This window comes from Ruegeria sp. SAZD011 (genome assembly GCF_059612545.1).
In genome coordinates this window covers 47129-73881 of the sequence record NZ_JBXWQU010000027.1, presented here as the reverse complement: position 1 = coordinate 73881, position 26753 = coordinate 47129, and the positions used below count along the sequence as shown (strand labels likewise).

General features: G+C 65.2%; 27 protein-coding genes. 22 read left to right on the top strand and 5 right to left on the bottom strand.

The window, feature by feature from the left end; genetic code table 11:
* The first annotated feature begins 88 nt into the window (after positions 1 to 88).
* Entirely contained in the window at positions 89 to 781 is a 693-nt protein-coding gene (locus AC2FLM_RS14905; RefSeq protein WP_234217129.1) for an FkbM family methyltransferase, read from the top strand.
* Positions 782 to 783: 2 nt separating this feature from the next.
* Here AC2FLM_RS14905 and AC2FLM_RS14900 read toward each other — a convergent pair whose 3' ends face one another.
* Positions 784 to 1557, bottom strand: coding sequence for an IclR family transcriptional regulator (locus tag AC2FLM_RS14900; protein ID WP_496858967.1), 774 nt, complete (start codon positions 1555 to 1557; stop codon positions 784 to 786).
* A 168-nt stretch (positions 1558 to 1725) separates the two neighbouring features.
* On the opposite strand from AC2FLM_RS14900, the gene AC2FLM_RS14895 reads away from it, so the two are divergent.
* From AC2FLM_RS14895 to AC2FLM_RS14850, 10 genes are all read left to right on the top strand, one after another.
* On the top strand, positions 1726 to 2670 hold the full coding sequence (locus tag AC2FLM_RS14895) for a tripartite tricarboxylate transporter substrate binding protein (protein WP_234140082.1): 945 nt from the start codon (positions 1726 to 1728) through the stop codon (positions 2668 to 2670).
* Positions 2671 to 2727: 57 nt separating this feature from the next.
* Positions 2728 to 3258, top strand: a complete 531-nt coding sequence (locus AC2FLM_RS14890; RefSeq protein ID WP_234140081.1) for a tripartite tricarboxylate transporter TctB family protein — start codon at positions 2728 to 2730, stop codon at positions 3256 to 3258.
* The gene (locus AC2FLM_RS14885; protein ID WP_496858964.1) at positions 3258 to 4877 is read left to right on the top strand and encodes a tripartite tricarboxylate transporter permease; all 1620 of its coding nucleotides are present in this window, start codon (positions 3258 to 3260) and stop codon (positions 4875 to 4877) included. The genes AC2FLM_RS14890 and AC2FLM_RS14885 overlap by 1 nt, the downstream gene beginning before the upstream one ends.
* 140 nt (positions 4878 to 5017) lie before the next feature.
* Entirely contained in the window at positions 5018 to 7117 is a 2100-nt protein-coding gene (locus tag AC2FLM_RS14880) for a 3-hydroxyacyl-CoA dehydrogenase NAD-binding domain-containing protein (RefSeq protein ID WP_496858962.1), read from the top strand.
* Positions 7114 to 8289, top strand: coding sequence for an acetyl-CoA C-acyltransferase (locus AC2FLM_RS14875; RefSeq protein ID WP_234221603.1), 1176 nt, complete (start codon positions 7114 to 7116; stop codon positions 8287 to 8289). The genes AC2FLM_RS14880 and AC2FLM_RS14875 overlap by 4 nt, the downstream gene beginning before the upstream one ends.
* Before the next feature lie 106 nt (positions 8290 to 8395).
* The gene (locus AC2FLM_RS14870; protein WP_496858960.1) at positions 8396 to 9586 is read left to right on the top strand and encodes an acyl-CoA dehydrogenase family protein; all 1191 of its coding nucleotides are present in this window, start codon (positions 8396 to 8398) and stop codon (positions 9584 to 9586) included.
* Between the two features lie 5 nt (positions 9587 to 9591).
* Complete coding sequence (locus AC2FLM_RS14865) at positions 9592 to 10719, top strand: acyl-CoA dehydrogenase family protein (protein WP_496858959.1); 1128 nt, start codon at positions 9592 to 9594, stop codon at positions 10717 to 10719.
* Between the two features lie 43 nt (positions 10720 to 10762).
* A complete protein-coding gene (locus AC2FLM_RS14860) occupies positions 10763 to 11134 on the top strand; it encodes a PaaI family thioesterase (protein ID WP_496858957.1) in 372 nt (123 codons plus the stop codon).
* Positions 11131 to 11901, top strand: a complete 771-nt coding sequence (locus AC2FLM_RS14855; protein ID WP_496858955.1) for an oxepin-CoA hydrolase, alternative type — start codon at positions 11131 to 11133, stop codon at positions 11899 to 11901. The genes AC2FLM_RS14860 and AC2FLM_RS14855 overlap by 4 nt, the downstream gene beginning before the upstream one ends.
* Positions 11902 to 11923: 22 nt before the next feature.
* A complete protein-coding gene (locus tag AC2FLM_RS14850; protein WP_496858953.1) occupies positions 11924 to 13414 on the top strand; it encodes a class I adenylate-forming enzyme family protein in 1491 nt (496 codons plus the stop codon).
* Between the two features lie 114 nt (positions 13415 to 13528).
* Here the strand turns inward: AC2FLM_RS14850 and AC2FLM_RS14845 are convergent, their stop codons facing one another.
* A complete protein-coding gene (locus AC2FLM_RS14845) occupies positions 13529 to 14416 on the bottom strand; it encodes a LysR family transcriptional regulator (RefSeq protein ID WP_496858951.1) in 888 nt (295 codons plus the stop codon).
* Between the two features lie 92 nt (positions 14417 to 14508).
* On the opposite strand from AC2FLM_RS14845, the gene AC2FLM_RS14840 reads away from it, so the two are divergent.
* The gene (locus tag AC2FLM_RS14840) at positions 14509 to 14724 is read left to right on the top strand and encodes a hypothetical protein (RefSeq protein ID WP_496858949.1); all 216 of its coding nucleotides are present in this window, start codon (positions 14509 to 14511) and stop codon (positions 14722 to 14724) included.
* Positions 14725 to 14767: 43 nt separating this feature from the next.
* On the opposite strand, the gene rpe is transcribed toward AC2FLM_RS14840, so the two are convergent.
* Positions 14768 to 15457, bottom strand: a complete 690-nt coding sequence (gene rpe / locus AC2FLM_RS14835) for a ribulose-phosphate 3-epimerase (protein ID WP_496858947.1) — start codon at positions 15455 to 15457, stop codon at positions 14768 to 14770.
* A gap of 174 nt (positions 15458 to 15631) precedes the next feature.
* Between rpe and phnC the strand changes: the two genes are divergently transcribed.
* The 10 genes from phnC (at position 15632) to AC2FLM_RS14785 (ending at position 24758) form a co-directional block, all read left to right on the top strand.
* Positions 15632 to 16453 carry a phosphonate ABC transporter ATP-binding protein gene (phnC, locus tag AC2FLM_RS14830; protein ID WP_496858945.1) on the top strand — a complete coding sequence of 274 codons (822 nt, stop codon included), beginning with the start codon at positions 15632 to 15634 and terminating at the stop codon, positions 16451 to 16453.
* Between the two features lie 60 nt (positions 16454 to 16513).
* Positions 16514 to 17416 (top strand): phosphonate ABC transporter substrate-binding protein, encoded by a 903-nt coding sequence (phnD, locus tag AC2FLM_RS14825; RefSeq protein ID WP_496858943.1) that lies wholly within the window; start codon positions 16514 to 16516, stop codon positions 17414 to 17416.
* 64 nt (positions 17417 to 17480) lie between these two features.
* Positions 17481 to 18362: a phosphonate ABC transporter, permease protein PhnE gene (gene phnE / locus AC2FLM_RS14820; protein WP_496858941.1), complete on the top strand. Its 882-nt coding sequence runs from the start codon at positions 17481 to 17483 to the stop codon at positions 18360 to 18362.
* Positions 18359 to 19729: a phosphonate ABC transporter, permease protein PhnE gene (gene phnE, locus AC2FLM_RS14815; RefSeq protein ID WP_496858939.1), complete on the top strand. Its 1371-nt coding sequence runs from the start codon at positions 18359 to 18361 to the stop codon at positions 19727 to 19729. The genes phnE (AC2FLM_RS14820) and phnE (AC2FLM_RS14815) overlap by 4 nt, the downstream gene beginning before the upstream one ends.
* A 20-nt stretch (positions 19730 to 19749) precedes the next feature.
* The gene (locus tag AC2FLM_RS14810) at positions 19750 to 20364 is read left to right on the top strand and encodes an LbetaH domain-containing protein (RefSeq protein ID WP_496858937.1); all 615 of its coding nucleotides are present in this window, start codon (positions 19750 to 19752) and stop codon (positions 20362 to 20364) included.
* A gap of 100 nt (positions 20365 to 20464) precedes the next feature.
* Positions 20465 to 21469, top strand: a complete 1005-nt coding sequence (locus tag AC2FLM_RS14805; RefSeq protein ID WP_496858935.1) for a helix-turn-helix transcriptional regulator — start codon at positions 20465 to 20467, stop codon at positions 21467 to 21469.
* 83 nt (positions 21470 to 21552) lie between these two features.
* Entirely contained in the window at positions 21553 to 22563 is a 1011-nt protein-coding gene (locus AC2FLM_RS14800) for a DUF1214 domain-containing protein (protein WP_496858933.1), read from the top strand.
* An 84-nt stretch (positions 22564 to 22647) separates the two neighbouring features.
* Positions 22648 to 23388 (top strand): porin family protein, encoded by a 741-nt coding sequence (locus tag AC2FLM_RS14795; RefSeq protein ID WP_234140061.1) that lies wholly within the window; start codon positions 22648 to 22650, stop codon positions 23386 to 23388.
* 59 nt (positions 23389 to 23447) lie between these two features.
* Positions 23448 to 24302: a 2-dehydro-3-deoxygalactonokinase gene (locus tag AC2FLM_RS14790; RefSeq protein ID WP_496858931.1), complete on the top strand. Its 855-nt coding sequence runs from the start codon at positions 23448 to 23450 to the stop codon at positions 24300 to 24302.
* A gap of 51 nt (positions 24303 to 24353) precedes the next feature.
* Positions 24354 to 24758, top strand: coding sequence for an acyl-CoA thioesterase (locus tag AC2FLM_RS14785; RefSeq protein WP_234140059.1), 405 nt, complete (start codon positions 24354 to 24356; stop codon positions 24756 to 24758).
* Here AC2FLM_RS14785 and gph read toward each other — a convergent pair.
* Together gph and AC2FLM_RS14775 are read right to left on the bottom strand one after the other, a co-directional pair.
* Positions 24740 to 25396, bottom strand: coding sequence for a phosphoglycolate phosphatase (gph, locus tag AC2FLM_RS14780; RefSeq protein WP_496858928.1), 657 nt, complete (start codon positions 25394 to 25396; stop codon positions 24740 to 24742). The two genes, AC2FLM_RS14785 and gph, sit on opposite strands and share 19 nt — an antisense overlap.
* Positions 25397 to 25692: 296 nt before the next feature.
* Positions 25693 to 26613 (bottom strand): MBL fold metallo-hydrolase, encoded by a 921-nt coding sequence (locus AC2FLM_RS14775; RefSeq protein ID WP_496858926.1) that lies wholly within the window; start codon positions 26611 to 26613, stop codon positions 25693 to 25695.
* Between the last annotated feature and the right edge of the window lie 140 nt (positions 26614 to 26753).

The window sequence follows — 26753 nt, the reverse complement described above, 5'->3', positions numbered from 1 at the left end:
TTTCCAAGGCGAACACCGCATAAGGCTTGCCTTTTCGCCCCTTGAAACACAGGATGCGCGCAAGACAAGCATAAGGTGAGGCAAGGCAGTGCCCGAAACGAATTCCGTCGCCGCCGAGTGTCTGGGCGTCAAGGTCCCGGCCTCGCGATTTCTCAACGAGACCCGGATCGAACGCATCAACACCGCCCGCTATGAGGGGCAGGAAATCGCGGGCGCGCTGCATGTCACCGGCCCCAAGGACGTGGTGCTGGAAATCGGCGCCGGGCTTGGCATCGTCGGCGCGGTGGTGGCCAGGAACGCCAAGCCGAAATCGGTAACCTCGTTCGAGGCCAACCCCGAACTGGTGCCCGAGATCGAGGCGCTTTATGCGCTCAACGGGCTGGGAAAGAAGATCAGTCTGCGCAATCAGATCCTGATCAGCGCCCCGGACCGGCCCGAAACCATCCCCTTTCACATCCGCAGCAGCTATCTCGGCTCATCGCTTCTCAACCCGGCCGAGCGGCCCTCGACCGTGGTCGAGGTGCCCACTGCCGATTTCGCCGAAGTCTGTGCCGAGACCGGTGCCACCGTTCTGATCATGGATATCGAGGGCGGCGAACTGGAGTTGCTGCGCCATGCCGATCTAAGCCAGTTCCGTGCCATCGTGCTGGAATTCCACCCCGAGGCCTATGAGATCGCAGGCATGCGCGAATGCAAGAGTATCCTGACCCAGGCAGGGTTCACGAAGGTTGAGGAGAAATCCACCCGCACCGTCTGGACCTGTCTGCGTCCTGACGCCTGACCCTAGGCCGCGCCGGGATAGTCCGGTGGACAGAACCCGCCGGTGCGCTGGGTCAGGTCAAGTGCCGCCACCTTGAGCGCGGCGCGCACGCGGCTCTTGAGTTCGGCGGTCATCCGCGACACAGGCGCCGCCACCGCCAGCGCCCCGATCGGGCGCTGGTCGGCGCCAAAGATCGGCGCCGCGTGGGAATATACATCCGCTTCGAACCCGCCCACCGATTCCGCGATACCGCTCTCATGTGCCTCGGCCAGCGCATGGCGCAGGCGCTCGGGGTCGGTTTCGGTCTGGGGTGTGTGTTTGACCAGCGGTGCCGACAGCGCGCGCGTCACCACCTCTTCGGGTGAGAAGGCGAGGAAGGCCAGGCCCGACCCGGTGGCATGCAGCGACAGGATCTCGGCATCCTCCATCGCCACGCGGGTGCCGTGGTGGCTGCTATAGGCATGGGTCAGCGTGGTCAGCTGCCCATTGCGCTGGATCGACATATGCGAGGTCTCTCCGGTCTCGTCGCACAGGCGCCGCAGCACGTCGCGCGACACCGACAGCAGCGGTACCGCCGCCTCGCGCAAAGCGGCCAACCTCAGCACTTCGGGACCCAGCCGATAGGCCCGGTCGCCGTTCATCTGTTCGACGAATCCCGCCGCCTGAAGCTCGGTCATCATCCGATAGACCGTTGCCTTGTTCATGCCCGACAGACGCGTCAGCTCGCTCAGGCCCATTTCGAGCCGCCCGTGGTTGAACAATGCCAGCAGGGACAATGCCTTGGAAACCGTTCCCATCCTGCCTTTCCGTCACCGATCTGTGCGAAACAGGGGCGTTTCGCGATTTCAGGGCGCCTTTTGGCAGAAATAGTTGACAGATGGTAGTCTCGCCTGTCAATCTGTAATTAAACCGTAGGTTCAAATAATGAACCGATTTGCGGAAGAAAACCGAACTGGGAGGACAACATGACCATCAAGACCAAGATCGCGGGCGCCCTTGCGACCGCAGCGATTGCGCTGAGCGCAGGCATGGCCGCAGCCGAATACCCCGAGAAACCGGTGAATTTCATCGTGCCATGGCCGCCGGGCGATCTCGAGGACGTGCTGACCCGCATGATCGCCGATGATTTCCAGGAGAAATACGGTGTCGCGGCAGCCGTGGTGAACAAGCCCGGCGGTGGCGGTGGCCCCTTCCCGGGCGCCATCGAGGTCGCCAATGCGCCCGCCGACGGCTATACCATCGGCTCTTTCGTGATCGGGGTGCCGGTGATGGGCCACCAGATCGACATCGCGCCGCTGACGCCCGCGAAATTCGACCCGCTGGGGATTTTCCTGACCTATCCCTTTGTCATCGCCACCTCGGGCGACGCGCCCTATAGCAGCATGGCGGAACTGGCCGAATACGCCAAATCCAACGATGTGGCGCTGGGCCATTTCGGAGATGTGCTGACCCCGACGCAGGTGACCAAGGCATTCGCCAAGAATGCAGGTTTCGAATGGGGCTCGGACGCGGCCTTTGACGCGCTCGACTGCAATACGCTTGCCTCGGGCGATGCGGACGTGATCAACACCACGCTGCAACTGATCCTGCCCTGTCTGGACAGCGTCAAGGTGCTGACCTCGATCACCGACGAGCGTATCCCGCTGGTGCCGGATGCGCCCGCCATCGGCGAGCTGGATGCCGATCTGAACATCGCGCTGTGGAACGGCCTCTTCGTGACCAAGGACACGCCGCAGGACGTGCGCGACAAGATCGTTGCCGTCGCCAAGGAATCGATGATGAGCGATCGCGCCCAGGCGGTGGCCAAGGAGACCGGCGCGCTGGTCTATTGGCAGGACGCGGCCGAAAGCGCCGCGCGGATCGACAATGACATCGCCACCATGGCCCGTATCGGCGGCCTGCTGGAATGATGCCGACCGGGCCGGGGCCATGCGCCCCGGCCCCTTTCTCTGCCGGAACCCTGCCTCATGCCCACTGAACGCGAGCGCCGCTTTGTCGGTCCCCGGCGCGGCCAGCTGATCTTTGCCCTGTTCTTTGTCGCGGTGTCGATCCTGCTGCTTGGCCAGATCGGGACCGAGACCCGCTGGGTCGCCAAGACCAAGCTGTTCGCCCAGCCCCGGTTCTGGCCCGCCGTCGGATTGGGCGGCATGGTGCTGCTGGGTGGCGTTCACCTCTATCTGCTGCCCTGGCGCCGGGCGACCCGCTATGACTGGTGGGAGCTGCGCAAATGGGCGCAGGTGCTGGAATTCGCGATCTGGTTCTTGGCCTATGTGCTGCTGGTGCCGCTGATCGGCTATCTGCCGGTGACGCTGGTCTTTGTGCCGCTGCTGGCCTGGCGCATGGGCTATCGAGACCGGCGGATGCTGGGCCTGTCGATCCTGTTCGCGGTGGCGGTGGTGGTTCTGTTCAAGGGGCTGTTGGGGGTCAAGATCCCCGGCGGCGCGATCTACGAATACCTTCCCGGCGCGTTGCGCAGCTTCTTTATCCTGTATCTCTGATGGACCTGCTTCTTTCCGCTCTCGACATCCTGATGCGCTGGGACGTGGCGCTGGCGCTGCTAACCGGCTCGGTGGGTGGGGTCCTGATCGGCGCCATTCCTGGTGTCGGCCCTGCCGTGGCCATCGCCATCCTGCTGCCGGCCACCTTTTCGATGGACCCGATCGTGGGGCTGACCGTGCTGTTGGGGATCTATGGCAGTTCCATGTATGGCGGCGCCATTCCCGCCATCCTGATCAACACGCCCGGCACCGCGGTGAATGCGCTGACCACCTATGACGGCTATCCGATGACCGCGCGGGGCGAGCCGCGCCGGGCGCTGAGCCTGGCCTATTCCGCCAGTTTCTTCGGTGGCATCTTCTCGGTGATCTGCCTGATCCTGTTCGCGCCGGTGCTGGCGCGGGTGGCGCCCTATTTCGGCAGCCGCGAGATCTTTCTTGCCGCCCTTCTGGGCATCATCCTGATGGTGGTGGCCCATCGCGGCCAGACCCTGATTGCCGGGGCTCTGGCGGCCTTTGGCGTCTTCATCCAGTCGATCGGGCTGGAGCCGGTGAAATACACCTCGCGCTATACGTTCGACCAGCCGTTCCTGTCGGGCGGCATCAACCTGATCGTTGTGGTGCTGGGTCTTTTTGCGCTCAGCCAGGCCTTTGTCCTGCTCACCTCGGAGGATGAGAAAATCCGCATGACCCGCCTGCGCGGCGGCATGTTCCAGGGTCTGCGCGAACTGGCGCGTCACCCGCGCGTGGCGACGGTATCGGCCAGTTTCGGCGTGGTGATGGGGATGATCCCCGGCGTCGGCGAGTTCACCGCGCAGTTCATGTCCTATACCTATGCGCAACGCTCGTCCAAGCGACCGCAGGATTTCGGCAATGGCTCTTCCGAAGGGCTGATTGCCGCCGAGACCGCCAACAACGCGGTGCCCGCCGCCGCCATGGTGCCGCTCTTGGCACTGGGCATTCCGGGCGAGGCGCTGACCGCGATGATGCTGAGCGTGTTCTACGTACATAACGTGGTGCCCGGCCCGGGCCTTTTCCAGAACCAGATGGATTTCGTGGTGGCGCTCTACCTCGCGCTCCTCATACTCAACGTGCTGGTTCTGGTGTTCCTGCTGTTCGCCACCCGGTCGCTGATCCAGGTGGTCCGGATCCCCAACCGCTTTCTGGGGGTCTGTATCCTGACGCTCAGCTTTGTCGGGGTCTATTCGCTGCGCAATTCGGCCACCGATTGCGTGATGGCCGCGCTGTTCGGGGTGCTGGGCTATATCCTCAAACGCCTGTCGATGCCCTCGGTGCCGATCATCCTGGGCATGGTCCTGGGCGGTATCATGGAGGTGAAGCTGCGCGCCGGCATGGCCCGCGTCAAGGAGCCGCTCGATTTCATCGACCGTCCGGTCGCATTCCTGCTGTTCCTTGCCATCGTGCTGGTACTGATCGGCCATTTCCGCCGGGTTCTGCGCGAACGGGCCGAGATCAAGGCCGCCGAACGGGGCGCGCTGAAATCGGGGCACCGGTTCGGCCAGATGCTGGGACGGCGGCGCGGGCGCTTCGTCAAGGACCGGTTCAAGCTGGTGCGCGCCCGCCATGCCAAGCGGCTGCGCGCGCTCAAGGACCTGTTCTAGGGCCGCATCCGCGCGGCGTCGGACTCCAACCGGACCCTACGTCGCTTTGGCCATTCCCCCTTGATCTCGGATGCGCGGCGGATCACCCTGCCAGCGCGCGGAACGCCATTTCGCAGATTGAAACAGGGAGGAGAGGCCCCATGCCCGAGGCCATCGGATACGAACGCGTTGGAGATATCGTCATTCTGGCGGCTGACAATCCGCCGGTCAATGCGCTGGGCCACGTGGTGCGTCAGGGGCTGGCCGACGGACTTGACCGGGCCGAGGCCGAGGGTGCGCGCGGGGTGCTGATCTATGGCACCGGGCGGACCTTTTTCGCCGGGGCCGATATTCGTGAATTCGGCAAGCCGCCCAAGGAACCGCACCTGCCCGAGCTGTGCAACCGGATCGAGGCCTCGCCGCTGCTTGTCGTGTCGGCGCTGCACGGCACCGCGCTGGGCGGCGGGCTCGAGGTGGCGCTGTCCACCCATTACCGGATCGCGGTGCCGCAAGCCAAGGTCGGGTTGCCCGAGGTGCATCTGGGCATCCTGCCGGGCGCCGGTGGCACACAGCGCCTGCCGCGAGTGGCGGGGGTCGAGGCGGCGCTCGACATGATCACCACGGGCCGCCATGTGCGCGCCGACGAGGCGCTGCGCCTGGGGGTGATCGACCGCGTCGCCGAGGGTGAGCCGCGCGAGATCGGCCTGAGCTACCTGCGCGAACTGCTGGACGAGGGCGCCCCGCGCCGCCCGGTCGGCGAAATGCCCGCACCCGCGCCGGTCGATTTCGACGCGGTCTATGCCGCCGTGCTGAAAAAGGGTCGGGGCCAGCTGTCGCCCGCCACTGCGGTGCGCGCGGTGCAGGCGGCGTGCGAGGCCGAGAGCTTTGCCGCCGGGCTGAAGCGCGAGCGCGAGTTGTTCATGGAACTCATGAATTCGGACCAGCGCGAGGGGTTGATCCATGCGTTTTTCGCCGACCGCGCAGTCGGCAAGCTGCCGGAACTGGAAGGTGTGGCGCCGCGCCCGCTGGCCGCGATCGGCGTCATCGGTGGCGGCACCATGGGGGCAGGCATCGCCACCGCCGCGCTTTTGTCGGGGTTGACGGTCACCATGCTGGAGATGACACCCGAGGCCGCCGAAGCCGCAAAAGGCCGGATCGAGGGCAATCTGTCGGGTGCGCTGAAACGCGGCAAGCTGACATCGCAGCAGTTCGACAACCTGACCACCAAGGCGCTGACGCTGGCCACCGATTACGCGGCCCTTTCCGAGGCCGATCTGGTGATCGAGGCGGTGTTCGAGGACATGGAGGTCAAGAAGCAGGTGTTCACCAAGCTTGACGCCGTGTGCAAGCCGGGTGCGGTGCTGGCTTCGAACACCTCGTATCTCGATATCAACCAGATCGCGGCTGTGACGAGCCGGCCGCAGGATGTGCTAGGGCTGCATTTCTTCTCGCCCGCGCATGTGATGAAGCTTTTGGAGGTCGTGATTGCCGACCAGACCGCGCCCGATGTCGCGGCCACCGGCTTTGCGCTTGGCAAGCGGCTGGGCAAGGTCTCGGTCCGGGCCGGGGTCTGTGACGGGTTCATCGGCAACCGCATCCTGTCGGTCTATCGCACCTGCGCCGATCACATGATCCTGGACGGGGCATCGCCCTATGAGATCGACGAAGCGCTGGAAGAGTTCGGATTTGCAATGGGGCCGTTCGCAGTGGCCGATCTGGCCGGGCTGGATATCGGCTGGGCGGTGCGCAAGCGCAAGCGGGCCGAGGGGCTGGACCCGCGCTCCCGTGACAGCGCCTATGCCGACAAGCTGTGCGAGGCGGGTCATTTTGGCCAGAAGACCGGCAAGGGCTATTACGACTATGCCGCCGGTGCCAAGGCACGCGTGCCGAACCCCGAGGTGATGCCGCTGATCGAGGGTGAGCGCGCCGCGCAGGGGATCACCCCGCGTACGTTCAGCAAGGACGAGATCGTGCGCCGCTACATGGCGGCGATGGTCAACGAGGCGGCCAAGGTGGTGGGCGAGGGCATAGCGCGCCGGCCGCTCGATGTGGATGTGACCCTGCTCTACGGTTACGGCTTTCCGCGCTATCGCGGCGGGCCGCTGAAATGGGCCGACATGCAGGGCCTGCCGGAACTGCTGGCCGATATCAAGCGCTGGGCGGCGGAGGATGCCTTTTTCTGGCAACCCGCGCCGCTTTTGGAACAACTGGTGGCCGAGGGCCGCTCTTTCGACGATCTGAACAAGGAAGCCGTGTCATGAAACAAGCCGTTATCGTATCCACCGCCCGGACCGGGCTGGCGAAGTCCTTTCGCGGGTCGTTCAACGTGACCCACGGGGCCACCATGGGTGGCCATGCGGTTCAGGCGGCGGTGTCGCGCGCGGGGCTGGATGGCTCGGAGATCGAGGATTGCATCATCGGCTGCGGGTTCCCCGAAGGTGAGACCGGAAGCAATATCGGCCGCCAGATCGCCATTCGCGCAGGCCTGCCGATCACCGCATCGGGCATGACGGTGAACCGGTTCTGCTCGTCTGGCCTGCAAACCGTTGCCCTTGCGGCGCAGGCAATCACCGAGGGCGGGTCGGGTCCGATGGTGGCAGGCGGGGTCGAGAGCATCTCGATGGTGCAGCCCAAGACGCGCCCGGCGCCCGAGGCCTGGATCCAGGAGCACAAGCCCGCCATCTACATGGCGATGATCGAGACGGCGGATATCGTGGCGCAGCGTTATGGCCTCAGCCGCGAGTATCAGGACGAATATTCGCTGCGCAGCCAGCAGCTTATCGCGGCGGCGCAGGCCGAGGGCAAGTTCGCCGACGAGATCGTGCCGATGGTCACCAAGATGGCGGTCAAGGACAAGGAAAGCGGCGAAATCTCGATGCACGAGGTCACCGTGGACCGCGACGAATGCAACCGGCCCTCGACCACGCTGGAGGGTCTGGCGGGTCTGGAGCCGGTGCGGGGCGCGGGCAATTTCGTGACCGCCGGCAATGCCTCGCAACTGTCGGACGGTGCCGCGGCGCTGGTGCTGATGGAGGCGAAAGAGGCCGAGCGCCGGGGGCTGGAACCGCTGGGCGCGTTCAAGGGGTTCTGTGTGGCGGGCTGTGAGCCGGACGAGATGGGCATCGGGCCGGTGTTCGCGGTGCCGCGCCTGCTGGAGCGGCACGGGCTGAAGGTCGACGATATCGACCTGTGGGAATTGAACGAGGCCTTTGCCAGCCAGTGCCTCTATAGCCGCGACCAGCTGGGCATCGACCCGGAGAAGTACAACGTGAACGGCGGCTCGATCGCAATCGGTCACCCGTTCGGCATGACCGGGGCGCGGATGACCGGGCATCTGATGCTGGAAGGCAAGCGGCGCGGCGCCAAGCTGGGCGTGGTCAGCATGTGCATCGGCGGCGGCATGGGCGCGGCTGGACTGTTCGAGATCTTCTGAGCGGGCGTGTGCGTCCGGGCGGGCCATCGAGGCCCGCCCGGACGCGGCCCGACGCAGAGCGCCGGGCTGGGCCGCCGGAGACCGGCGGCAAGGGAGGAAAGCGGATATGGACCTGAATTACAGCGACGAGGAACAGGCGTTTCGCGCCGAGGTGCGCGCCTTTCTGGCCGAGAACCTGCCGGCGGAGGTGTCCGACAAGGTGCGGCGCGGCATCAGCCTGGGCAAGGAAGGCCATGAGAAATGGCATGCCACGCTGAATGCGCGCGGTTGGCTGGCCTATAACTGGCCGCGTGAATTTGGCGGGGCCGAGTGGAACGCGGTGCAGCGGCACATCTTTGAAGAGGAATGCGCCGCCGCCTATGCGCCCCGCATCGTCCCCTTTGGCCTGTCGATGCTGGCGCCGGTGCTGCAGAAATTCGGCAGCAAGGAACAGCAGGACCATTACCTGCCGCGTATCCTGTCGGGCGACGACTGGTGGTGTCAGGGCTACTCCGAGCCGGGCGCCGGGTCCGATCTGGCCTCGCTGAAAACCCGCGCGGTGCGGGACGGTGACCACTATGTGGTCAATGGGCAGAAGACATGGACGACGCTGGGCCAATACGCCAACTGGATCTTTTGCCTGGTCCGCACCGACCCCGAGGCCAAGCAGCAGGAAGGCATCAGTTTCCTGCTGATCGACATGACCACGCCGGGCATCACCGTGCGCCCCATCGTGCTGCTGGATGGTACGCCCGAGGTGAACGAGGTCTTCTTTGACGACGTGCGGGTGCCGGTCGAGAACCTGGTGGGCGAGGAGAACAAGGGCTGGACCTATGCCAAGTACCTGCTGACCCATGAGCGCACCAATATAGCGGGCGTGGGATTCAGCCAGGCGGGTCTGGACGCGGTCAAGCGCATCGCCCGGATCGAGACGGCCAACGGTCGTCCGCTGATCGAAAACCCGCATTTCGCCGCCCGGTTGGCGCAGGTCGAGATCGACCTGATGGCGATGGCCACCACCAACATGCGCATCATCAGCCAGGCCGCCAGTGGCCAGGCGCCGGGCGTCGAAAGTTCGATGCTCAAGGTCAAGGGCACCATCATCCGGCAGGAGATCAACGACCTGACCCGCCGCGCGGTGGGGCCTTATGCGATGCCCTTCGTCTCGGAAGCGGTCGAGGGCGACAATGCGCCCATTGGCCCCGACTATGCCGGGCCGGTGGCGGCGCATTATTTCAACAACCGCAAACTGTCGATCTTTGGCGGGTCGAACGAGATCCAGCGCGGGATCATCGCCAAGGTCAAGATGGGGGGCTGAGGGATATGGATTTCAACCTGACCGAAGAACGCCAGATGTTGCAGGATACCCTGCGCCGCTATCTGGCGGACCGTTACACGACATCCGTCCGCAACACGATCCTGGACAGTGACAGCGGCATGAGCGCGGATATCTGGGCCGGTCTGGCGGAACTGGGCGTGATCGGGGCGCTGTTTTCCGAAGAAGACGGCGGGTTTGGCGGCGCCGGTTTCGACATTGCCACCGTGTTCGAGGAGTTGGGCCGCGCGGGCGTCGTCGAGCCGATGCTGGACACCGCCATTCTGGGCGGACGTCTGATCGCGGCGCTGGGCGACGATACCCAGCGCGGGCTGCTGGAGGAGATCATCGGCGGGGCTGCGCATCTGGCGCTGGCCCATGGCGAACCGGCCAGCCGCTATGACCTGACGCGGGTGGAGACCACCTCACGCGTTGACGGTGACGAGATCGTGCTGAATGGTCGCAAGGCGGTGGTGGTGAATGCCGAAGCTGCCGGCCACCTGATCGTCTCGGCCCGCGAAAGCGGCGGGATCTTTGACCTGGACGGCATTTCGCTGTTCCTGGTGCCAGTGGGAACGCCGGGCGTGACGCTGCATGGCTATCCGATGCTGGCGGGGGGACGCGCCGCCGAGGTGACGCTGGACAATGTCCACCTGCCGCAGTCGGCGCGGTTGGGCGCGGCGGGGGGCGGGCTGGCGCCGCTGATGGATGCGATTGCCGCCGCCAATGTGGCGCTTTGTGCCGAATGCGTGGGCGCAATGCAAAGCGCGGTGGAACTGACGCGCGGCTATCTGATGACGCGCAAGCAGTTTGGCCGCCCCATCGGCACCTTTCAGGCGCTGCAACACCGGTTCGCTGACATGCTGATCGAGCTGGAACAGGCGCGCTCGGCCCTGATCAATGCGAGCGGCCACCTCGACAGCGCCGACCGCGACCGCCAGATCGCCGCCGCCCGCAACCTGATTGCCCGCGTTGGCCGGCTGGTCGCCGAAGAGGCGATCCAGATGCATGGCGGCATCGCCATGACGCAGGAATACGAACTGGCCCATATCGCCAAGCGCATCGTGATGGCCGATCACCGGTTCGGCGATGCCGATTACCATCTGGAGCGGTTCATTGCCCTCAGCGCCGCCTGATCTGCCCGCGTCCTGGACGCGGGATAAATCCGGCTGCCAGTCGATGGTGGGTTATGAACTTGACCACAACCGGACCGGCGTCAGCCGGGTCTGTCACCTCGACCTTGGGCCACAGCACCTGAACTATCACGGCATCCTGCATGGCGGGCTGGTGTCGATGCTGCTGGACGTGGCCTGCGGCCAGACCGCATCGGCGATGTTCCGGCCCGAGGATCCGACCCCGGTGGTTACGGTCTCGCTCAACGTGCAATTCGTGGCGGCCGCGCGGGCTGGGCGGGTGACGGCGGTGGGCATCCCGTCGGGCAATGGCCGCACGCTGGCTTACGTCAACGGCGAGTTGCGCGACGAGGACGGCCGCCTGCTGGCAACGGCGGCGGGCGTGTTCAAGCGCGGAAGCCTGAGGAAGAAGACATGACGCTGGCGCGGGTGGAGGACCGGGGCGACCGGCTGGTAGTCGTCAACATGAACAGCGCCCGGCGCGGCGCGCTGTCGCCCGATCTTTATGCCGCGATTGCCGAGGCAATGGAGAAGGCGGCGGAACCGCGCATCCGCGCGGTGATCCTGTCGTCCGAAGGCGGGTTCTTTTGCGCCGGCGGCGACCTGAACGTGCTGATCGAACGGCGGCAACTGAGCGAAGCCGAGCGGCGCGGCAAGGTCGATCTGTTGCATGACCTGATCCGCGCCATCCGCGACTGCCCGGTGCCGGTGATCGCCGCCGTCGAAGGCGGTGCAGCCGGCGCGGGTGCCTCCCTGGCGCTGACCTGCGACCTGCTGGTCGCGGCCGAGGGTGCGAAATTCACCGCGGCCTATGTCAAGGCGGGGCTGGTGCCCGATGCGGGGCTCACCTCGGCGCTGGCGCGGATGCTGCCCCGGCAGCTGGCGATGGAGATGTGCCTGCTGGCCCGCCCTGTCAGTGCTGCCCGCATGGCCGATCTGGGCGTGGTCAACGTCCTGGCCGCGCCGGGCGAGGCCGAGGCGCAGGCCCATGCGCTGGCCGATGCGCTGGCGCAGGGGCCGCGCGGTGCGCAAGGCGTGATCCGTCGGCTGGTGGCCCAGGCCTATGAGGTCTCGGAAGCGCAACAGCTCGATGCGGAACGGGATGCCATGGCGCGCGCGGCGGGCGGGGACGAGGCTGCCGAAGGGATCGCGGCCTTTCTGGACAAGCGCAAGCCCCGGTTCTGACCGGGCAACAGGGGATCAGGCGATGGAGAAATGGCACGACTACCCCGGCGCACAGATCGCCAGCCGCCCCGACGCGCCCGCGTTTTCCGACAGCGGCGGCGCTGACTGGAGCTATGGCGATCTGGACCGCGCCATTTCGGCGCTGGTCGATGTGCTTGCCGCCCAGGGCGTGCAGGCCAACGACCGGGTGATGATCCTGGCCGAGAATTGCTGTGCGGTGGTGGCCGCCCTCTTTGCCGTCTCGCGGCTGGGGGCCTGCGCGGTGCCGATCAACGCGCGCCAGACCGGGCCCGAGGTCGACAAGATCGTCGCCCATACCGAACCCGCCGCGATCCTCTGCGCCTCGGACATATCGACGGATGCCGCCGCCCATGCCGCGCGTCTGGGCGCGCATCCGATCGAAGGCGCCTTTGGCCGGATGCATCTGGCGACACCCCACAACAGCAACCCCGATCCGGTGCTGAGCGATGTGGCGGTGATGCTGTTCACCACCGGCACCACCGGCACGCCCAAGGGGGTGATGCTGACCCATGCCAATCTGCTCTTTGGCGGGCGCAGCTCGGCAGAGCTGCGCGACATGACGACGGATGACGTGATCTATGGCGTGCTGCCGGTGACCCATGTGTTTGGCCTCGCCTCGGTGGTGACGGCGGCCACCTGTATCGGCGCGCCGGTGCGGCTCGATGCGCGGTTCACCGCCGCGCGCAGCTATGCGGCGCTGACCTCGGGGGTGACCTTGTTTTCCGCCGTGCCGCAGATGCATGCGCTCTTGATGCAATACGCCCGCGAACAGGGGTATGATCACCTGCCGGGCGGCACGCTGCGCTATACCTCCTCGGGCGCGGCGCCCCTTGATCCTGCGTGGAAACGCAAGGCCGAGGCGTTTTATGGCGTTGCCCTGCAAAACGGTTATGGGCTGACCGAAACCACCGCCGGTGTCTCGGCCACGCGCAACCCGATCGGACTGCCGGATATCTCGGTCGGAAAGCCGCTGCCGCAGGTCGAGGTCCGGCTGGACGAAGATGTGCCCGGCGGCGGCGATGGGGTAGGCGAGGTTCTGACCCGTGGCCCGCATGTGATGAAGGGCTACTACCGCAACCCGCAGGCCACCCAGGCGGCGCTACAAGACGGTTGGTTCCGCACCGGCGACCTGGGCCGATACGACGCCGATGGCAATCTGCATATCGCGGGGCGTAGCAAGGAGCTGATCATCCACGGGGGCTTCAACGTCTACCCGCCCGAGGTCGAGGCGGCGCTGAACGACCATCCGCAGGTGATCCAGTCGGCAGTGGTCGGGCGCATGGTCGGAGGCGACGAGAAGGTGGTGGCCTTTGTCCAGATCGCGCCGGATGATGCGCCCGATCTCGAAGAATTGCGCGCCTTTGCCGCGGCACGCCTCGCCGGTTACAAACGTCCCAGCCAGATCGTGCTTGCCACGTCGCTGCCGGCCGCGCCGACCGGAAAGATACTCAAGCACAAGCTGCTCGACCATTTCGCCGACAGACTGGAATGAAAACGGGCAGCGGCCATTTGGACGCCCCTTGCGGGCCGCCCAAGCCTCCGGCGGGAGTATTTCGAACCAGAAAGAAGCAGGAGTGCCGGCAAGATCAGGAGCGGGGTAAGCCGCCTAGCGGTAGAGTGCGGCGTAACGAGGGGTGAAGAACCGCACGAATTTTCTGACGTCGGGACGCTTCCATGCCTCGGGGGCCACCAGCAGGACATGCGGCCGCGACAGTTCCTCGATCGGTCCGAAGCAGGGCAAATAGGCCGGGTTGTCCGACACCAGCCGCAGGTTGATCAGCCCCAGCCCGTGCCCCGCCCGGATCGCGGCATGAACCAGGTCGATCTCGGAGAATGTCTGTACGATCTGCTCAGGGGTCACATGCCGCGCCAGCCATTCATAGAGCCGGGGTGGCACCCCCTCGCGCCGGTAGCCGACGAAGCGGTGCCCTCTCAGCGCATCCGCAGAGGAGGGCAGGCCGTATTTCGCCGCGTAAGCGGGTGATCCGAACAGGCCCCATTGCGCGATGCTGATCGGACGACAGATCAGAGCCGGGTCAGGTTCGCGCATCGCCAGCCGCAAAGCGATATCCGCTTCACCCGCCATCAGGTCGAGAACCCGGACATCGGGCAGAAACTCGAACGCTATTGTGGGGTTGGCCAGCGAGAATGCACTGAAGATCGCCTGCGCCCGTGCTGAGAAATTGCCGCCATAGGCGGTGATCCGGATCGGGCGCGGACAAGCGAGCGTGCCGGCCTGATCGGCAAGCTTTGCGATGGCGGCCTCGACCGCTTCTGCCGCGCCGACGAGTTTCCGGGCAGAGGCGGTTGGGTGAAATCCGCGCGTGTCGCGCTCGAACAGGGTCAGGCCGGTCTCGTGTTCCAGCACGTCTATGCGCCGGGCCACGGTTGGTTGCGACATGCCCAGGCGGCTTGCGGCGGCAAGGGTCGATCCCTCGCGCAAGACGGCAAGAAAGACACGCAGGTTCGACCAGTCGCGCAGCCCGTTCTTCATATATGTAGAACAGCACAAAATCGCGCCCGATACCAGCGTGGTGTGGCCAGGGCTAAGCTGAGGGGGACTTTGACAAGGAAGGGACACGCTACATGCCCACGCTCAGCCTGCCGTTCATCTTTTTGCGCAACCCGTTTCACAGCCTGTTCGGTTCCAAGGCGCCAGAGCCCCGTTCCGCCCCCGAGAGCCGATCCACCCAGCGTCATCGACGGGAGTTCATTGACGAGATGCTGACCCGGTCGCCGGACTCGTTTTCCAGCGCCTACGATATCGAAGCTGCAATGCTGCTGTGTCCCGACCGGTTCTGATGTCCGGCTCAGGAGGTGTGCGCGCGCCTGCTGGCCTGACGTGTCAGGCCCAAACCCCTTCGGCGGCGGCGCGGATCTCGGCAATGTTTTGGCCATAGACGCCCGGATTGTCGACCGAACCGCCGCGGAACACTGCCGAGCCCGCAACCAGCACATCGGCCCCGGCCTGTGCCACCAGCGGCGCGGTCTTCGGGTTAACGCCGCCGTCGATTTCGATATGTACGGGCCGGTCGCCGATCATCTCGCGCAGGCGGGCGATCTTGGCGGTCATGTCGATGAATTTCTGGCCGCCAAAGCCGGGGTTCACCGTCATCACGCAGATGAGGTCAGTGAGTTCCAGAAGATGCGCCACTGCCTCGGCCGGGGTGCCGGGGTTCAGCGCCACGCCCGCCTTCATCCCCGCGCCCCGGATCGCTTGCAGCGTGCGGTGGATATGCGGCCCGGCCTCGACATGCGCGGTCAGCACATCGGCACCCGCGTCGGCATAAGCGTCGATATAGGGATCGACCGGCGCGATCATCAGATGCACGTCCATCACCGTCTTCACATGCGGGCGGAACGCCTTGACCGCCATCGGGCCAAAGGTCAGGTTCGGCACGAAATGGCCGTCCATCACGTCCACATGCACCCAATCGGCGCCCTCGGCCTCGATGGCGCGGATCTCGGCGCCGAAATTGGCGAAATCGGCGGACAGGATCGACGGGGCGATCTTGATCTTGCGGTCAAAGCTCATGGCGGCCTCACGGTGGATTGCAGAGTCGCCCGCCCTATACAGGCTCTCGCATCCGATGGGTAGGGTCAGGCGCCCAGGGCTGCGCTGGGCGCGTTACAAAACTTTCACCCCCCTGACATATCGGCTTCGTCTGGCAGGCTTAGCAAGCCCCCTCAGCAAGACCGGGGGAAAGACGTGCTGCGCATCGAAAAACTGACCAAGCGGTTCGGCGACAATATCGCGGTGAATGCCGCGACGCTGGACGTGGACAAGCCCTGCATGATCGGCATCATCGGCCGCTCGGGCGCGGGGAAATCGACGCTGTTGCGGATGATAAACCGGCTGAGTGACGCCAGCGACGGCCGCATCCTGTTTCAGGGTCGCGACATCACCCGCCTGCGCGGCGCCGAAAAACGCGCATGGCAGGCGCAATGCGCGATGATCTTCCAGCAGTTCAACCTGGTGCCGCGCATGGACGTGGTCTCGAACGTGCTGCACGGCACGCTGAACCGCCGCTCGACGCTGGCCACCATGTTCAACCTCTACCCGACCGAGGATATCCACCGCGCCATAGACATTCTCGACCGGCTCGGCATCGCCGCCCATGCGGCCAAACGGGCCGAGGCGCTGTCGGGCGGCCAGCAACAGCGCGTCGCCATCGCCCGCGCCCTGATGCAGGACCCCGCGATCATCCTCGCCGATGAACCCATCGCCTCGCTCGACCCGATGAACGCGCAGGTGGTCATGCAGTCCCTGCGCCGCATCCACGAAGAGGACGGCCGTACCGTCATCGCCAACCTGCACACGCTGGATACCGCGCGCCGCTATTGCGACCGCGTCGTCGGCATGCGCGACGGGCGCATCGTGTTCGACGGATTGCCCGAACAACTCACCACCGGCGTCGCGCGCGAGATCTATGGCGCCGATGCCAGCTTTTCCGAGGCCGCGACCTCGACCGAGATCGACACGCTCGATGCCCCGCACCCCGCGCCGCAGCGCGCCGGGGCCACGGCCTGACCCTTTTCCACCGATCCCGGCCTTGGGATGGGCCGGACCAACCAACCGGAGAGACCAGAGATGAAAAAGCTTGTTGTAGTTCTGGCGGCCACCACCGCCCTTGCCACCCCGGCGCTGGCGCAGGAGATCACCGAATTCCGCATCGGCATTCTCGGCGGTGAAAACGCCCAGGACCGTCTGAATTCGAACGAGTGCCTGCGCGAAAAGGCCGAGGATCTGCTGGGCGTCGAGACCAAGCTCTTTGCCCCTGCCGACTATAACGGTGTCATTCAGGGCCTGTTGGGCGGCACCATCGATATGGCCTGGCTGGGCGCCTCGGGCTATGCCAAGACCTATCTGAGCGACCCCGAAGCGGTCGAGCCGATCCTGGTTAAGGTCAACAATGACGGCGGTTACGGCTATTACTCCATCGGGTTTGCCCGCAAGGACAGCGGCATCACCTCGCTGGCGGACATGAAGGGCAAGGTGTTCGGCTTTGGCGATCCGAACTCGACCAGCGGCTTCCTGATCCCCTCGATCGAAATCCCGCAGGAAACCGGCGCCACCATGACCTCGGGCGATTACTTCGGCGAGGTCAAGTTCACCGGTGGCCACGAACAGACCATCGTCGCGGTCAGCAATGGCGAGGTTGACGGCGGCGTGACCTGGGCCGACGGTCTGGGCGCATGGGAAGACGGGTTCAACTCGGGCGCCCTGCGCAAGGCGGTCGATGCCGGTCTGGTCGACATGAACGACCTGGTGCAGATCTGGCAATCGAAACCCATCCCCGAAGGCCCGTTTGTCGTCCGCAAGGCGCTGCCTGCCGACGTCAAGGTCAAGATGACCGGCCTCCTGGCCTCGCTCAAGTCGATGGACGAGGACTGCGCCTATGGCGTGCTCCAGGGCGACGCCAAGGGCTTCATGCCGATCACCCATGACGCCTATGAGGTGATCATCGAGGCGCGCAAGCTCAAGTCGAACTGATCCGGCTTACCCTCACAGCGGGGTCCGCACCATGCGGGCCCCGTTCCTGCATCGGGAGCATTCCATGACAGACCTGACCGCCGGGCAAGGCGACCTTGCCCGCATCCGCGAAGACTATACCGCGCTGACCCGGCGCAAGCGGGTCTATGGCGGTATCCTCCTGATTCTGTTTGTCTCTTTGATGGCTGCCGGGTTCCGAACCGCCGACGACCGCAACGCGGGCGGGTTTATCGACGGCTGGCGGCGCATCCTCGACTATCCGGCCGAGGTGCTGACCGAGGCGCTGGAGAAATCGGCGCAGCTGCCCGCCCATCTGGTGCATTTCCTGCCCGCGCTGGTCGAGACGCTGAACATCGCCGCCGCCGCCACCCTGTTGGGCACCTTGGGTGGCACCGTTCTGGCGCTCCTTTCGACACGCGGTCTGGCCTATTGGCCGCGCCTCATCCCGCTGTTTCGCCGCATCGCCGATATCTGCCGCGCGGTGCCCGAGATCGTGATCGCGCTGGTGCTGATCTTTGTCCTTGGCGGCGGGCCGGTCCCCGCGATGATCGCCATCGCCATCCACACCGCCGGGGCACTGGGCAAGCTCTTCTCCGAGGTTGCCGAGAATGCCTCGCTGAAGCCGGTCGAGGGGCTGGCATCGACCGGCGCCAACTGGGCGCAGCGGATGTATCTGGGCGTGATCCCGCAAGTGGGCCCCAATTTCGTCAGCTATGCGCTGTTGCGCTTTGAAATCAACATCCGCGCCTCGGCCATCCTGGGTTTTGTGGGCGCGGGCGGCATCGGCTATGAGCTGCGCAACGCCATGTCCTGGGGGCAGGGGCGCTACGACGAGGCTGCCGCCATCTTTATCCTTCTCTTTGTCACCATCGTTGCGGTGGATCAGATCTCGGACCGCCTGCGCGCCCGGCTGACCCATGGCGCCCGGGCAGGAGCCACGACATGAGCACCGCCACCACCGATCTGGAATTGAATCATCTCAAAGAGCGGGCAGATGGCCTGTTCGCCCGCAAGCGGCTGCTGGGTTTTGGCCTGCCTGCGCTGGTGCTGGCCTATCTGGCTTACATCGTCTTCGCCTTCGACGTGCCGGGTCTGGCCGCACGGGCCAACTGGGACAATGGCCGCACGCTGGTTGCCGACAGCTACAGCTACAAGACCCATGTCACCCGCGACAATCGTTCGGGCGCGGTGTCGGTCGCGGTCGAGGGCGAGCGCAAGGGGAGCTATCCCGAAGGTCAGGCACCTGACTGGGTCGACTTGGGTGAAACCACGGTGATCGACCTCACGGGCGGCCATATCGTCCGCTTCGGCCCCGAAACGGTGGAATACGACATCCCCGGCTACGGCACCCTGCGCGCCACACCGAGCCGGTCACAAGGCGTGGTCACCGAACTGCCGCCGGGCGATCTGCCCGACTGGATCAACAAGTCCAAGAACCGCATCACCGTCACCACCGAGGCCGGGCGCCTGACGGTGACCCGCAACCGATCGGAAGTCTTCCGCTACTTCGCCGGGTGGGAACTGTTCTGGTTCACCCTCGACAGCCCCTATCACGGCCTGTCTCCGGCCGAGCTGGCCCGCCGCGTGGCCAATGGCGAGGCGGGGGCGATCTGGCACGGTTTCTGGAACAACACCATGTGGCGGCACGGCGACGTGGCTTGGGCCATTGGCGAGACCATTCTGATGGCCTTTCTCGGTACCTTTGGCGCCGCCATCATCGCCCTGCCGCTGGCCTTTCTCGCCGCGCGCAACTTCAACCCGCTAGCGCCGGTCCGCTTTGCGGTGCGCCGCGTCTTTGACTTTGTGCGCGGGGTCGATGCGCTGATCTGGACCATGGTGCTGGCCCGCGCCTTCGGCCCCGGCCCGCTGACCGGCGCGCTGGCGATCCTGGTCACCGACAGCGGCACCTTCGGCAAGATCTTCTCCGAGGCGCTTGAAAACGTCGATGCCAAGCAGATCGAGGGCGTGCAATCCACCGGCGCCAATGCCGCGCAGCGCTATCGCTTTGGTGTGATCCCGCAGATCACCCCGGTGCTGCTCAGCCAGGTGCTCTACTTCCTCGAATCCAACACCCGCAGCGCCACCATCATCGGCGCCATCACCGGCGGCGGTATCGGCCTCTTGCTGACCCAGGCGATCATCACCCAGAAGGACTGGGAAGAGGTCGCCTATTACATCCTGCTCATCGTGCTGATGGTGATGCTGATGGACTGGTTCTCGGGCTGGCTGCGCGCCCGCCTTATCCGGGGCGAGACGACAAAGTCGCGCAAGCCGCGCGGCGATCCTGAACCCGAACCATTCTTCCTGCCCTGAACTACACCGGAACCCGCACCATGGCCCGTCTCAGCGCCGATACCCCCTATCTGCATCCCGGTTGCCAGATCACCAACAGCCGCTTCGGCGCCTATGTCGAGATCGGTGCCGGTACCCGCCTGACCAACACCACTTGGGGCGATTACAGCTATTGCGACCGCACCTGCGATATCGCCAATGCCCGCATTGGAAAGTTTGCCAATATCGCCAGCTTCACCCGCATCGGCGCCACCGATCACCCGATGGAAAAGGCCTCGCTGCATCATTTTCACTATCGCTCTGCCGATTACTGGGACGATGCCGAACACGATGGAGACTGGTTCGCCCATCGCGCCAGTCGCAGCGCCACCATCGGCCACGATACCTGGATCGGTCATGCCGCCATGGTAAAGCCCGAGGTCACCATCGGCCATGGCGCGGTGATCGCCTCGGGCAGCATCGTGACCAGGGATGTGGCGCCTTATACCATCGTCGGCGGCAACACCGCGCGCCTCATCCGCCGCCGTTACCCCGAGGATGTGGCCGAACGGATGATGGCGCTGGCCTGGTGGGACTGGGACCATGCCCGCCTGCGCGCCGCGCTGCCCGATTTCCGCAGCCTGCGGGCAGAGGCGTTTCTGGAGAAATACGCCTGATCCGCTGACGCAGGGCCGCTCTCACAAACGCGTGACCTGCGCCCGCTATTGCGGCACACTCGAATAAACGCCCCGTGCGGCGTGTCCATCCGGGAGAGACATGCTCAGACCCTTCATCTCGTCGCGCACGCTGCATGGTCTTGACGCAGGGCTGGCGCAGAGCGCAGGCCGCGCTGCCGCCCGGCGCGCGCTGGCGGAGTGCGATCTGCCTGCCGAGGCGCTCGACAATCCGCGCCTCTACATCTCGCAGCTGGACGAGTTGCTCTTTCTGAACCGGATCGCCGGAATGGCCGGAACCGACAATCTGCTTTTCGCCCTCGGGCCCTATGCGAGTGTCGGCAATTACGGCCCGTTTGGTGACTATGTGACCTCCGCCCCCACCTTTGGCGCGGCCCTGCGCCTGACCCGCGATCTGATGGCCTATCACGCCTCGCTCGACCGGATATCCTTTGGCCAGACCGGCCAGGGGTTCCGCTTTACCTATCACGCGGCCGTCCGCAATGCGCCGGGCTATTCGCATTACGCGACACTGGCGCTTGCCGTGGTGCTCAGCATCGCGACCCCCTATATCGGCACCCGCCACCGCCGCATGGTCGCGCTCAACTTCCCCAAACCCCGCGAAACCGCCGGTTATGAGGCGTTTTTTGGTTGCGACGTCGTGTTCGACCAGCCCGAGTTGCGGCTGGTCTTCGATCCCGAGGTCGAGTTTGCCCACCGCATCGTTCCGGCCACTGGTGATCTGACCCTGGCCGATGTCGCCCGCGACGCCTTTGGGTCGGCGCCGCAGACCCTGGTCGAGACAGTCCGGGCGCTGGTACGCGCAAGTCTGGCGGACGATCCGGGTATTGAGCGGGTCGCGCATCAGCTCGACATGTCCGCTCGCACCCTGCGCCGGCGGCTCGAGGATCAGGGCACCAGCTTTCGCGATCTTGCCCGCGCTGTGCGGGTGGACATGGCGCAGGAACTCATCCTGTTCTCCGGTCTGGATCTGACCGAGATATCGCAGCGGGTGGGTTATTCGCATGTCTCGCATCTGGGCCGCGCCTTTCGCCAGGTCACCGGCATGACACCCTCCACGGGGCGCGCGGCCCAGACGGGCCGCTGATCCGGTGCGACATGGCCGGAAATGGTTACCGGGCCGGGTGGCCGGGCGGCTAGACTTGCCGCCAAAACCTCAGGAGCTTGACCATGCCGATATCCAGACTGTCCCTTGCCGCCATTCTGACCGGTCTCGCCGCCACTGGCGCCGCGCTTGCCGAACCTGTCACCGTCACGGTCGACAATTTCGACCGCGCCGAAACCAATGAGATCATGAAATCCTATGTGGGCGTGGCGGGCATCGGTGAGTGGGTTCACAACCGGGCGCCCACTCCGATTGATCAGCAGAACGTCGTTCGGATGAACCGCGACACGCTCTATTCCTTTGCGGTGGTCGACATGAGCACCCCGGTCACCATCGTCAAACCGGAAAGCGACCGCTTTCAGTCGATGCTGCTGATCAACGAAGAGCATTCGATGCTGCCCGCCATACACGAGGACGGCACCTTCACTATCCCGCCCTCGCTGGTCGGCACCCGCTATCTGGCGGTTGTGATCCGCACCTTTGCCGACCCAAACGACCCCGAGGATGTCAAGGCCGCCAACGCGCTTCAGGATCAGTTGCAGATCATCCAGCCTGACAAGGGCGCATTCGAGATCCCCGACTGGGATCCCGAAAGCCTGGCGCGCGTCCGCGACGCGATCAAGGTGCTGGGCAATACCCGCAGCGACACCACCCCCTATTTCGGGCAAAAGGCGCTTCTCAACCCGCTCTATCACCTGATCGGCACCGCGGTCGGCTGGGGCGGGAACCCGCCCGAGGCCGCGATGTACACGCTTGGGCTGGTCCCCAACAATGACGGCACCCCCTATACCGTCACGGCCAAGGACGTGCCGGTAGACGGGTTCTGGTCGGTCACCGTCTACAATGCCCAAGGCTTTATGGAGGCCAACGATCTGGGCGTCTATTCCTACAACAACGTCACCGCCAAGCCGAACGCCGACGGCGGTTATACCATCAACTTCGGCGGCTGCGCGGACGGGCGCATCAACTGCATCCCGATCATGCAGGGCTGGAACTATGCCATCCGCCTCTACCAACCCCACCCCGAGATCCTGGACGGAACCTGGAGATTCCCCGATTTTCAGCCCGCGGGCTGATCCGACGCACCCCGCCGCGCTTGTCTCGGGGTGCCTCGTATGCGACGCTCGGAATGGAACGCCATCGCTTCTCCGGAGACGATCATGAAACACCTGACTTCCACAGTCTTTGCGCTGGCTCTCGCGGCGGCGACGCCGCTCGCGGCCCAGCAATCCAACTGGCGATACGAGGCGACGGTCTATCTCTTCACCGCCGAGACTGAGACAGGCGTCACCACACCCACCGGCACCATCGAGGGCACGCTCAGCTTCAAGGATGCGCTCGACAATCTCGACTTCGCCTTCATGGGCGCGTTCGGCGCCACCAACGGCCAATGGAGCTTTCTGGCCGATTACATGCTGACCGACATCTCCTTTGGCAATCCGACGCCGGGCGGTGCCTTTTCGGGCATCAACACGGCGGCCAAGACGCAGGTGTTTAACGCCTATGCCGCCTACCGCGTGCATGAAACCCCCGATCTCGCCCTCGATCTTGGCGCCGGTCTGCGCTGGTTCGATACCCGCACCACGCTGACCGCGCTGCCGGGAATCCTGCCGGGGCGTACCGTGGTGGCCAATGACAACTGGATCGACCCGGTGATCGCGCTGCGCGCTCGGGTGCGCCTGTCCGACAGGTGGAACGGCACCGCCTTCTTCGACTATGGCGGATTTCAGAGCGACAGCGAAAGCTGGCAGGCGCTGCTTACCGCCGACTACCAGTTGAACGACAACTGGCGGCTACGGTTCGGTTATCGCCACCTGTCGGTCGATCACACGCTGTCGAACGGCAACGACTACTCGTTCACCCAGTCCGGCCCGGTCTTTGGCGCCACCTACCGGTTCTGACAGCGCTTGGCCGCGCCGCCCGGCTGCCGTAAGAACGGCACACGCAGCCGGAGACCCGCATGACCCGCGACTGGATCGCCCTTGACTGGACCACGACGCGCCGCCGCCTCTGGGTGATGCGCGGTCGTGACGTGCTGGAAGAGGCCGTCGATGACGGCCCGCGCCCCGCCGATGCCGCCTCGATCCTCGCACTGGTGGCCGGACGGCACGCGGGGCAGAGGGTTCCGGTCATTGCCTGCGGTCCGCTTGGCCCGGTGCGCGATGTGGTCCCCTGTGCGCCGCTCTCGGGCGGGCTCTGGCAGATCGACCTCGGCGATCCCTGCGTGGCGCTACACGCGGTGCCGGGCCTTGCGCAGGCTGAACCCGCCGACATGATGCAGGGCGATGAAACTCGCGTTGCCGGGTTTCTCGCCCTCAACCCCGGTTGGGACGGTGTGATCTGCCTGACCGGCGAAACCAGCCGCTGGGTGCATGTCAGCGCCGGTGAAGTTGTAAGTTTCCGCAGCTTCCTCTCGGGGGCGATACTCTCGTCGCTGGCCGCCGGGACGGTTCTGGGGCGCTGGCTGGGCGCGGCGGGGGTGGATGCCGGTGCGTTTTCCGATGCGGTTGCCGATGGCCTGTCGCGACCTGAGCAGATGCTGGCCCGCCCCTGGAGCGTCCATGCCGCTGCCACGCTGCAGGGGCTGCCGGAAGAGGTCGCGCGTGCGCGGCTTCTCGGCGGGCTGATCGGGGCGGAACTGGCAGCGACCCGACCGTTCTGGTTGGGACAGCAACTTGCGGTAATGGGAGAGGGTCAGATGCCCCGCCTCTATGTCGTTGCTCTGGCCGCACAGGGGGCACCCGCGACCCAGGCCGATGCGGCGCGGATGACCCGGCAGGGGCTGATCGCCGCATGGGAGGCGATCACCGCTTGAGCTGTGCGCCGACCACTGGCAAAAGTCGACCGACCGATACAAGGGGGCCAGATGAGCTTTACCACCGAAATCGAAGTCCGGTTCAAACATTGCGATCCGGCGGGCATCGTGTTTTTCCCGCGCTACTTCGAGATGATCAATGACGTGGTCGAAGACTGGTTCGCCACCGATCTGGGTCTGCCGTTTCACGAGTTGGTCAAGGAAAACGGCGCCCCTACGGCGCAGATCCAGGCCACCTTCACCGCGCCCTCGCTGCATGGCGATGTGCTCACCTTTCGGCTAACGCCCACCCGGATCGGCAATTCGAGCCTTGACTACGAACTGACGGCGCATTGCGGCGACGAGTTGCGCCTGCGGGCCTCGACGACATTGGTGCATGTGGCCCGGTTGGGCCGGTCGCTGCCCTGGCCCCAGGCCATCCGCGACCGGGTGGCGGCTCAGATCGCCAGTGCCTGACTGGCCAGCCCCGGCAAGTCGCTGAAATCGGCAAAGGCCGCCCGATGGGGCACCTCTGCGACCGGCCGCTTGCGATAGCCTTGGGTGAACAGCAGAAAGGGGACTTCGGCATTCTGTGCGGTTTCCGCATCGACCTCGCTGTCACCCACATAGATGCGGGGCAGTTCCGGAAGGGCGGCAAAGGCCGCGTGCAGCATCTCGGGGTTGGGCTTGCGCGTGGGCAGGCTGTCGCCGCCGATCACCACGTCAAAGAACCGGGCAAGCCCGAGATCGGCAAGGACATGGCGTGCGGGTTCGATTGGTTTGTTGGTGCAGATCCCCATTGCGACGCCTCGTGCTTTCAGAGCTTCGAGCGCGACAATCACGCCCGGATAGGGGCGTGTCAGCTCTGATCCGGCCCGATTGTATTCAGCCAGCGTGGCGGCGGTCAGCGCACCATGACGCGTCTTGTCGAGGCCGAGATGGTCGATCACCTGAGCCACCAGATGCGGCAGCCCCTTGCCGACAAAGGAAGTGACCGTGGCCAGATCGAGCGCGGCCAGCCCTTCGGCCGCCAGCATTCGGTTCACGGCGGCGGTGATGTCGGGCGCGCTGTCCACCAGCGTGCCATCAAGATCGAAGACAAGGGCAAAGGTCATGGGCAAACTCCGACTGTGCCTCGATCCCTGTCAGAGCGTGGCGGCAACGGCAAGCCCGTATGAGCGGTTCTGACGAACCGCCCATGCCTCCGGCGGAGGTATTTTTGAACAGAAGAAAGGAACTGTTAACGTTAATGCGCCATTCTTACCGGGCGGTACAGGCGGAGGCGCCGATGGCCGTAACAGGAGAAGGCCCCCTGCCACATGCGCAGGGGGCTGACCTTTTGATCCACCCGTCTTCTTCTGTTTCCAAATACCTCCGCCGGAGGCAGCCCGCGCAGCGGGCTTTGTCGCGCTCAGCCCTCCAACGGGACGAACCGGTATCCGTCGTCCGTGGTCTCCACATGCCCCAACCCACCCTCGGGCAGGTGATAGCCGATCATGGTCATGTGTTCGGAGGCAAGGCGCTGCATCAGGCGGACCCGCGTCTCGGCCCCCATCGCGCGATCCTGATCCGCGCCCGAAGGCCAGTGCGGGCGGGCAAAGGCAAGGTGATGGTTGCCGATCGCGTCGCCCACTACCATCAGCGCCGCGTCGCCTGCGCGGATCTCGAAGGACATGTGCCCGGGCGTGTGTCCGAAGGTCGCGACCGCCGCAACACCAGGCAGGATCTCGTCCCCATCCTCGAAGGTCTCGAGGGTTTCCAGCGCTTCCAGCCGCCGCTCGGCGCCCACGGCGAACGAGGCGCGGTCGGCGCCGATCTGATCGACGGTCGCCGGATCCAGCCAGTAATCGCGCTCGACCCGGCCGATCAGGTGGCGGGCATTTGCGAAAAGCGGGTCGTCGAAATCGTCGAGCACACCCCAGAGATGGTCCGGGTGACCATGGGTGAATACCACCTCGGTGATGTCGTCGGGGGAAAGGCCAATGGCATCCAGCGCATCGACAAGCTCGCCCGCACTGTCCTGAAAGCTCGCACCGGACCCTGCGTCGAACAGGATATTGCGTCCCTCACTCTGCATCAATGTGACGTTGCAGTCGGGCCGCAGCGTATCGCCTTCCAGCCCATAGCGCGCCAGCAGCGGCGGCAGCTCCGCCTGCGGCATCGGGTCGAACATGAAACCGGCCGGAAGCACCAGATGGCCATCCGACAGGCTGGTGATGCGCGCGGCGCCGATGTTTGTCTCGGTCGCCGACCATAGCCTTAGCGGGGTGGTGGCGGTCAGGGCAAGGCCGGCGCCGAGGCTGCCGAGCAGGGTGCGTCTGGTCAGGGTCATGAAACTCTCCTCTGGATACATTCTGACATTCATGGACGTGAATTACAATTGATGAGATTTGGGGGCGAAGGGCGGCTTGACAAAGGCGACAAAAATAGTCAGGTTTAGAGCATGCGCAGCCATCGGAGTCTCCGTCAGCC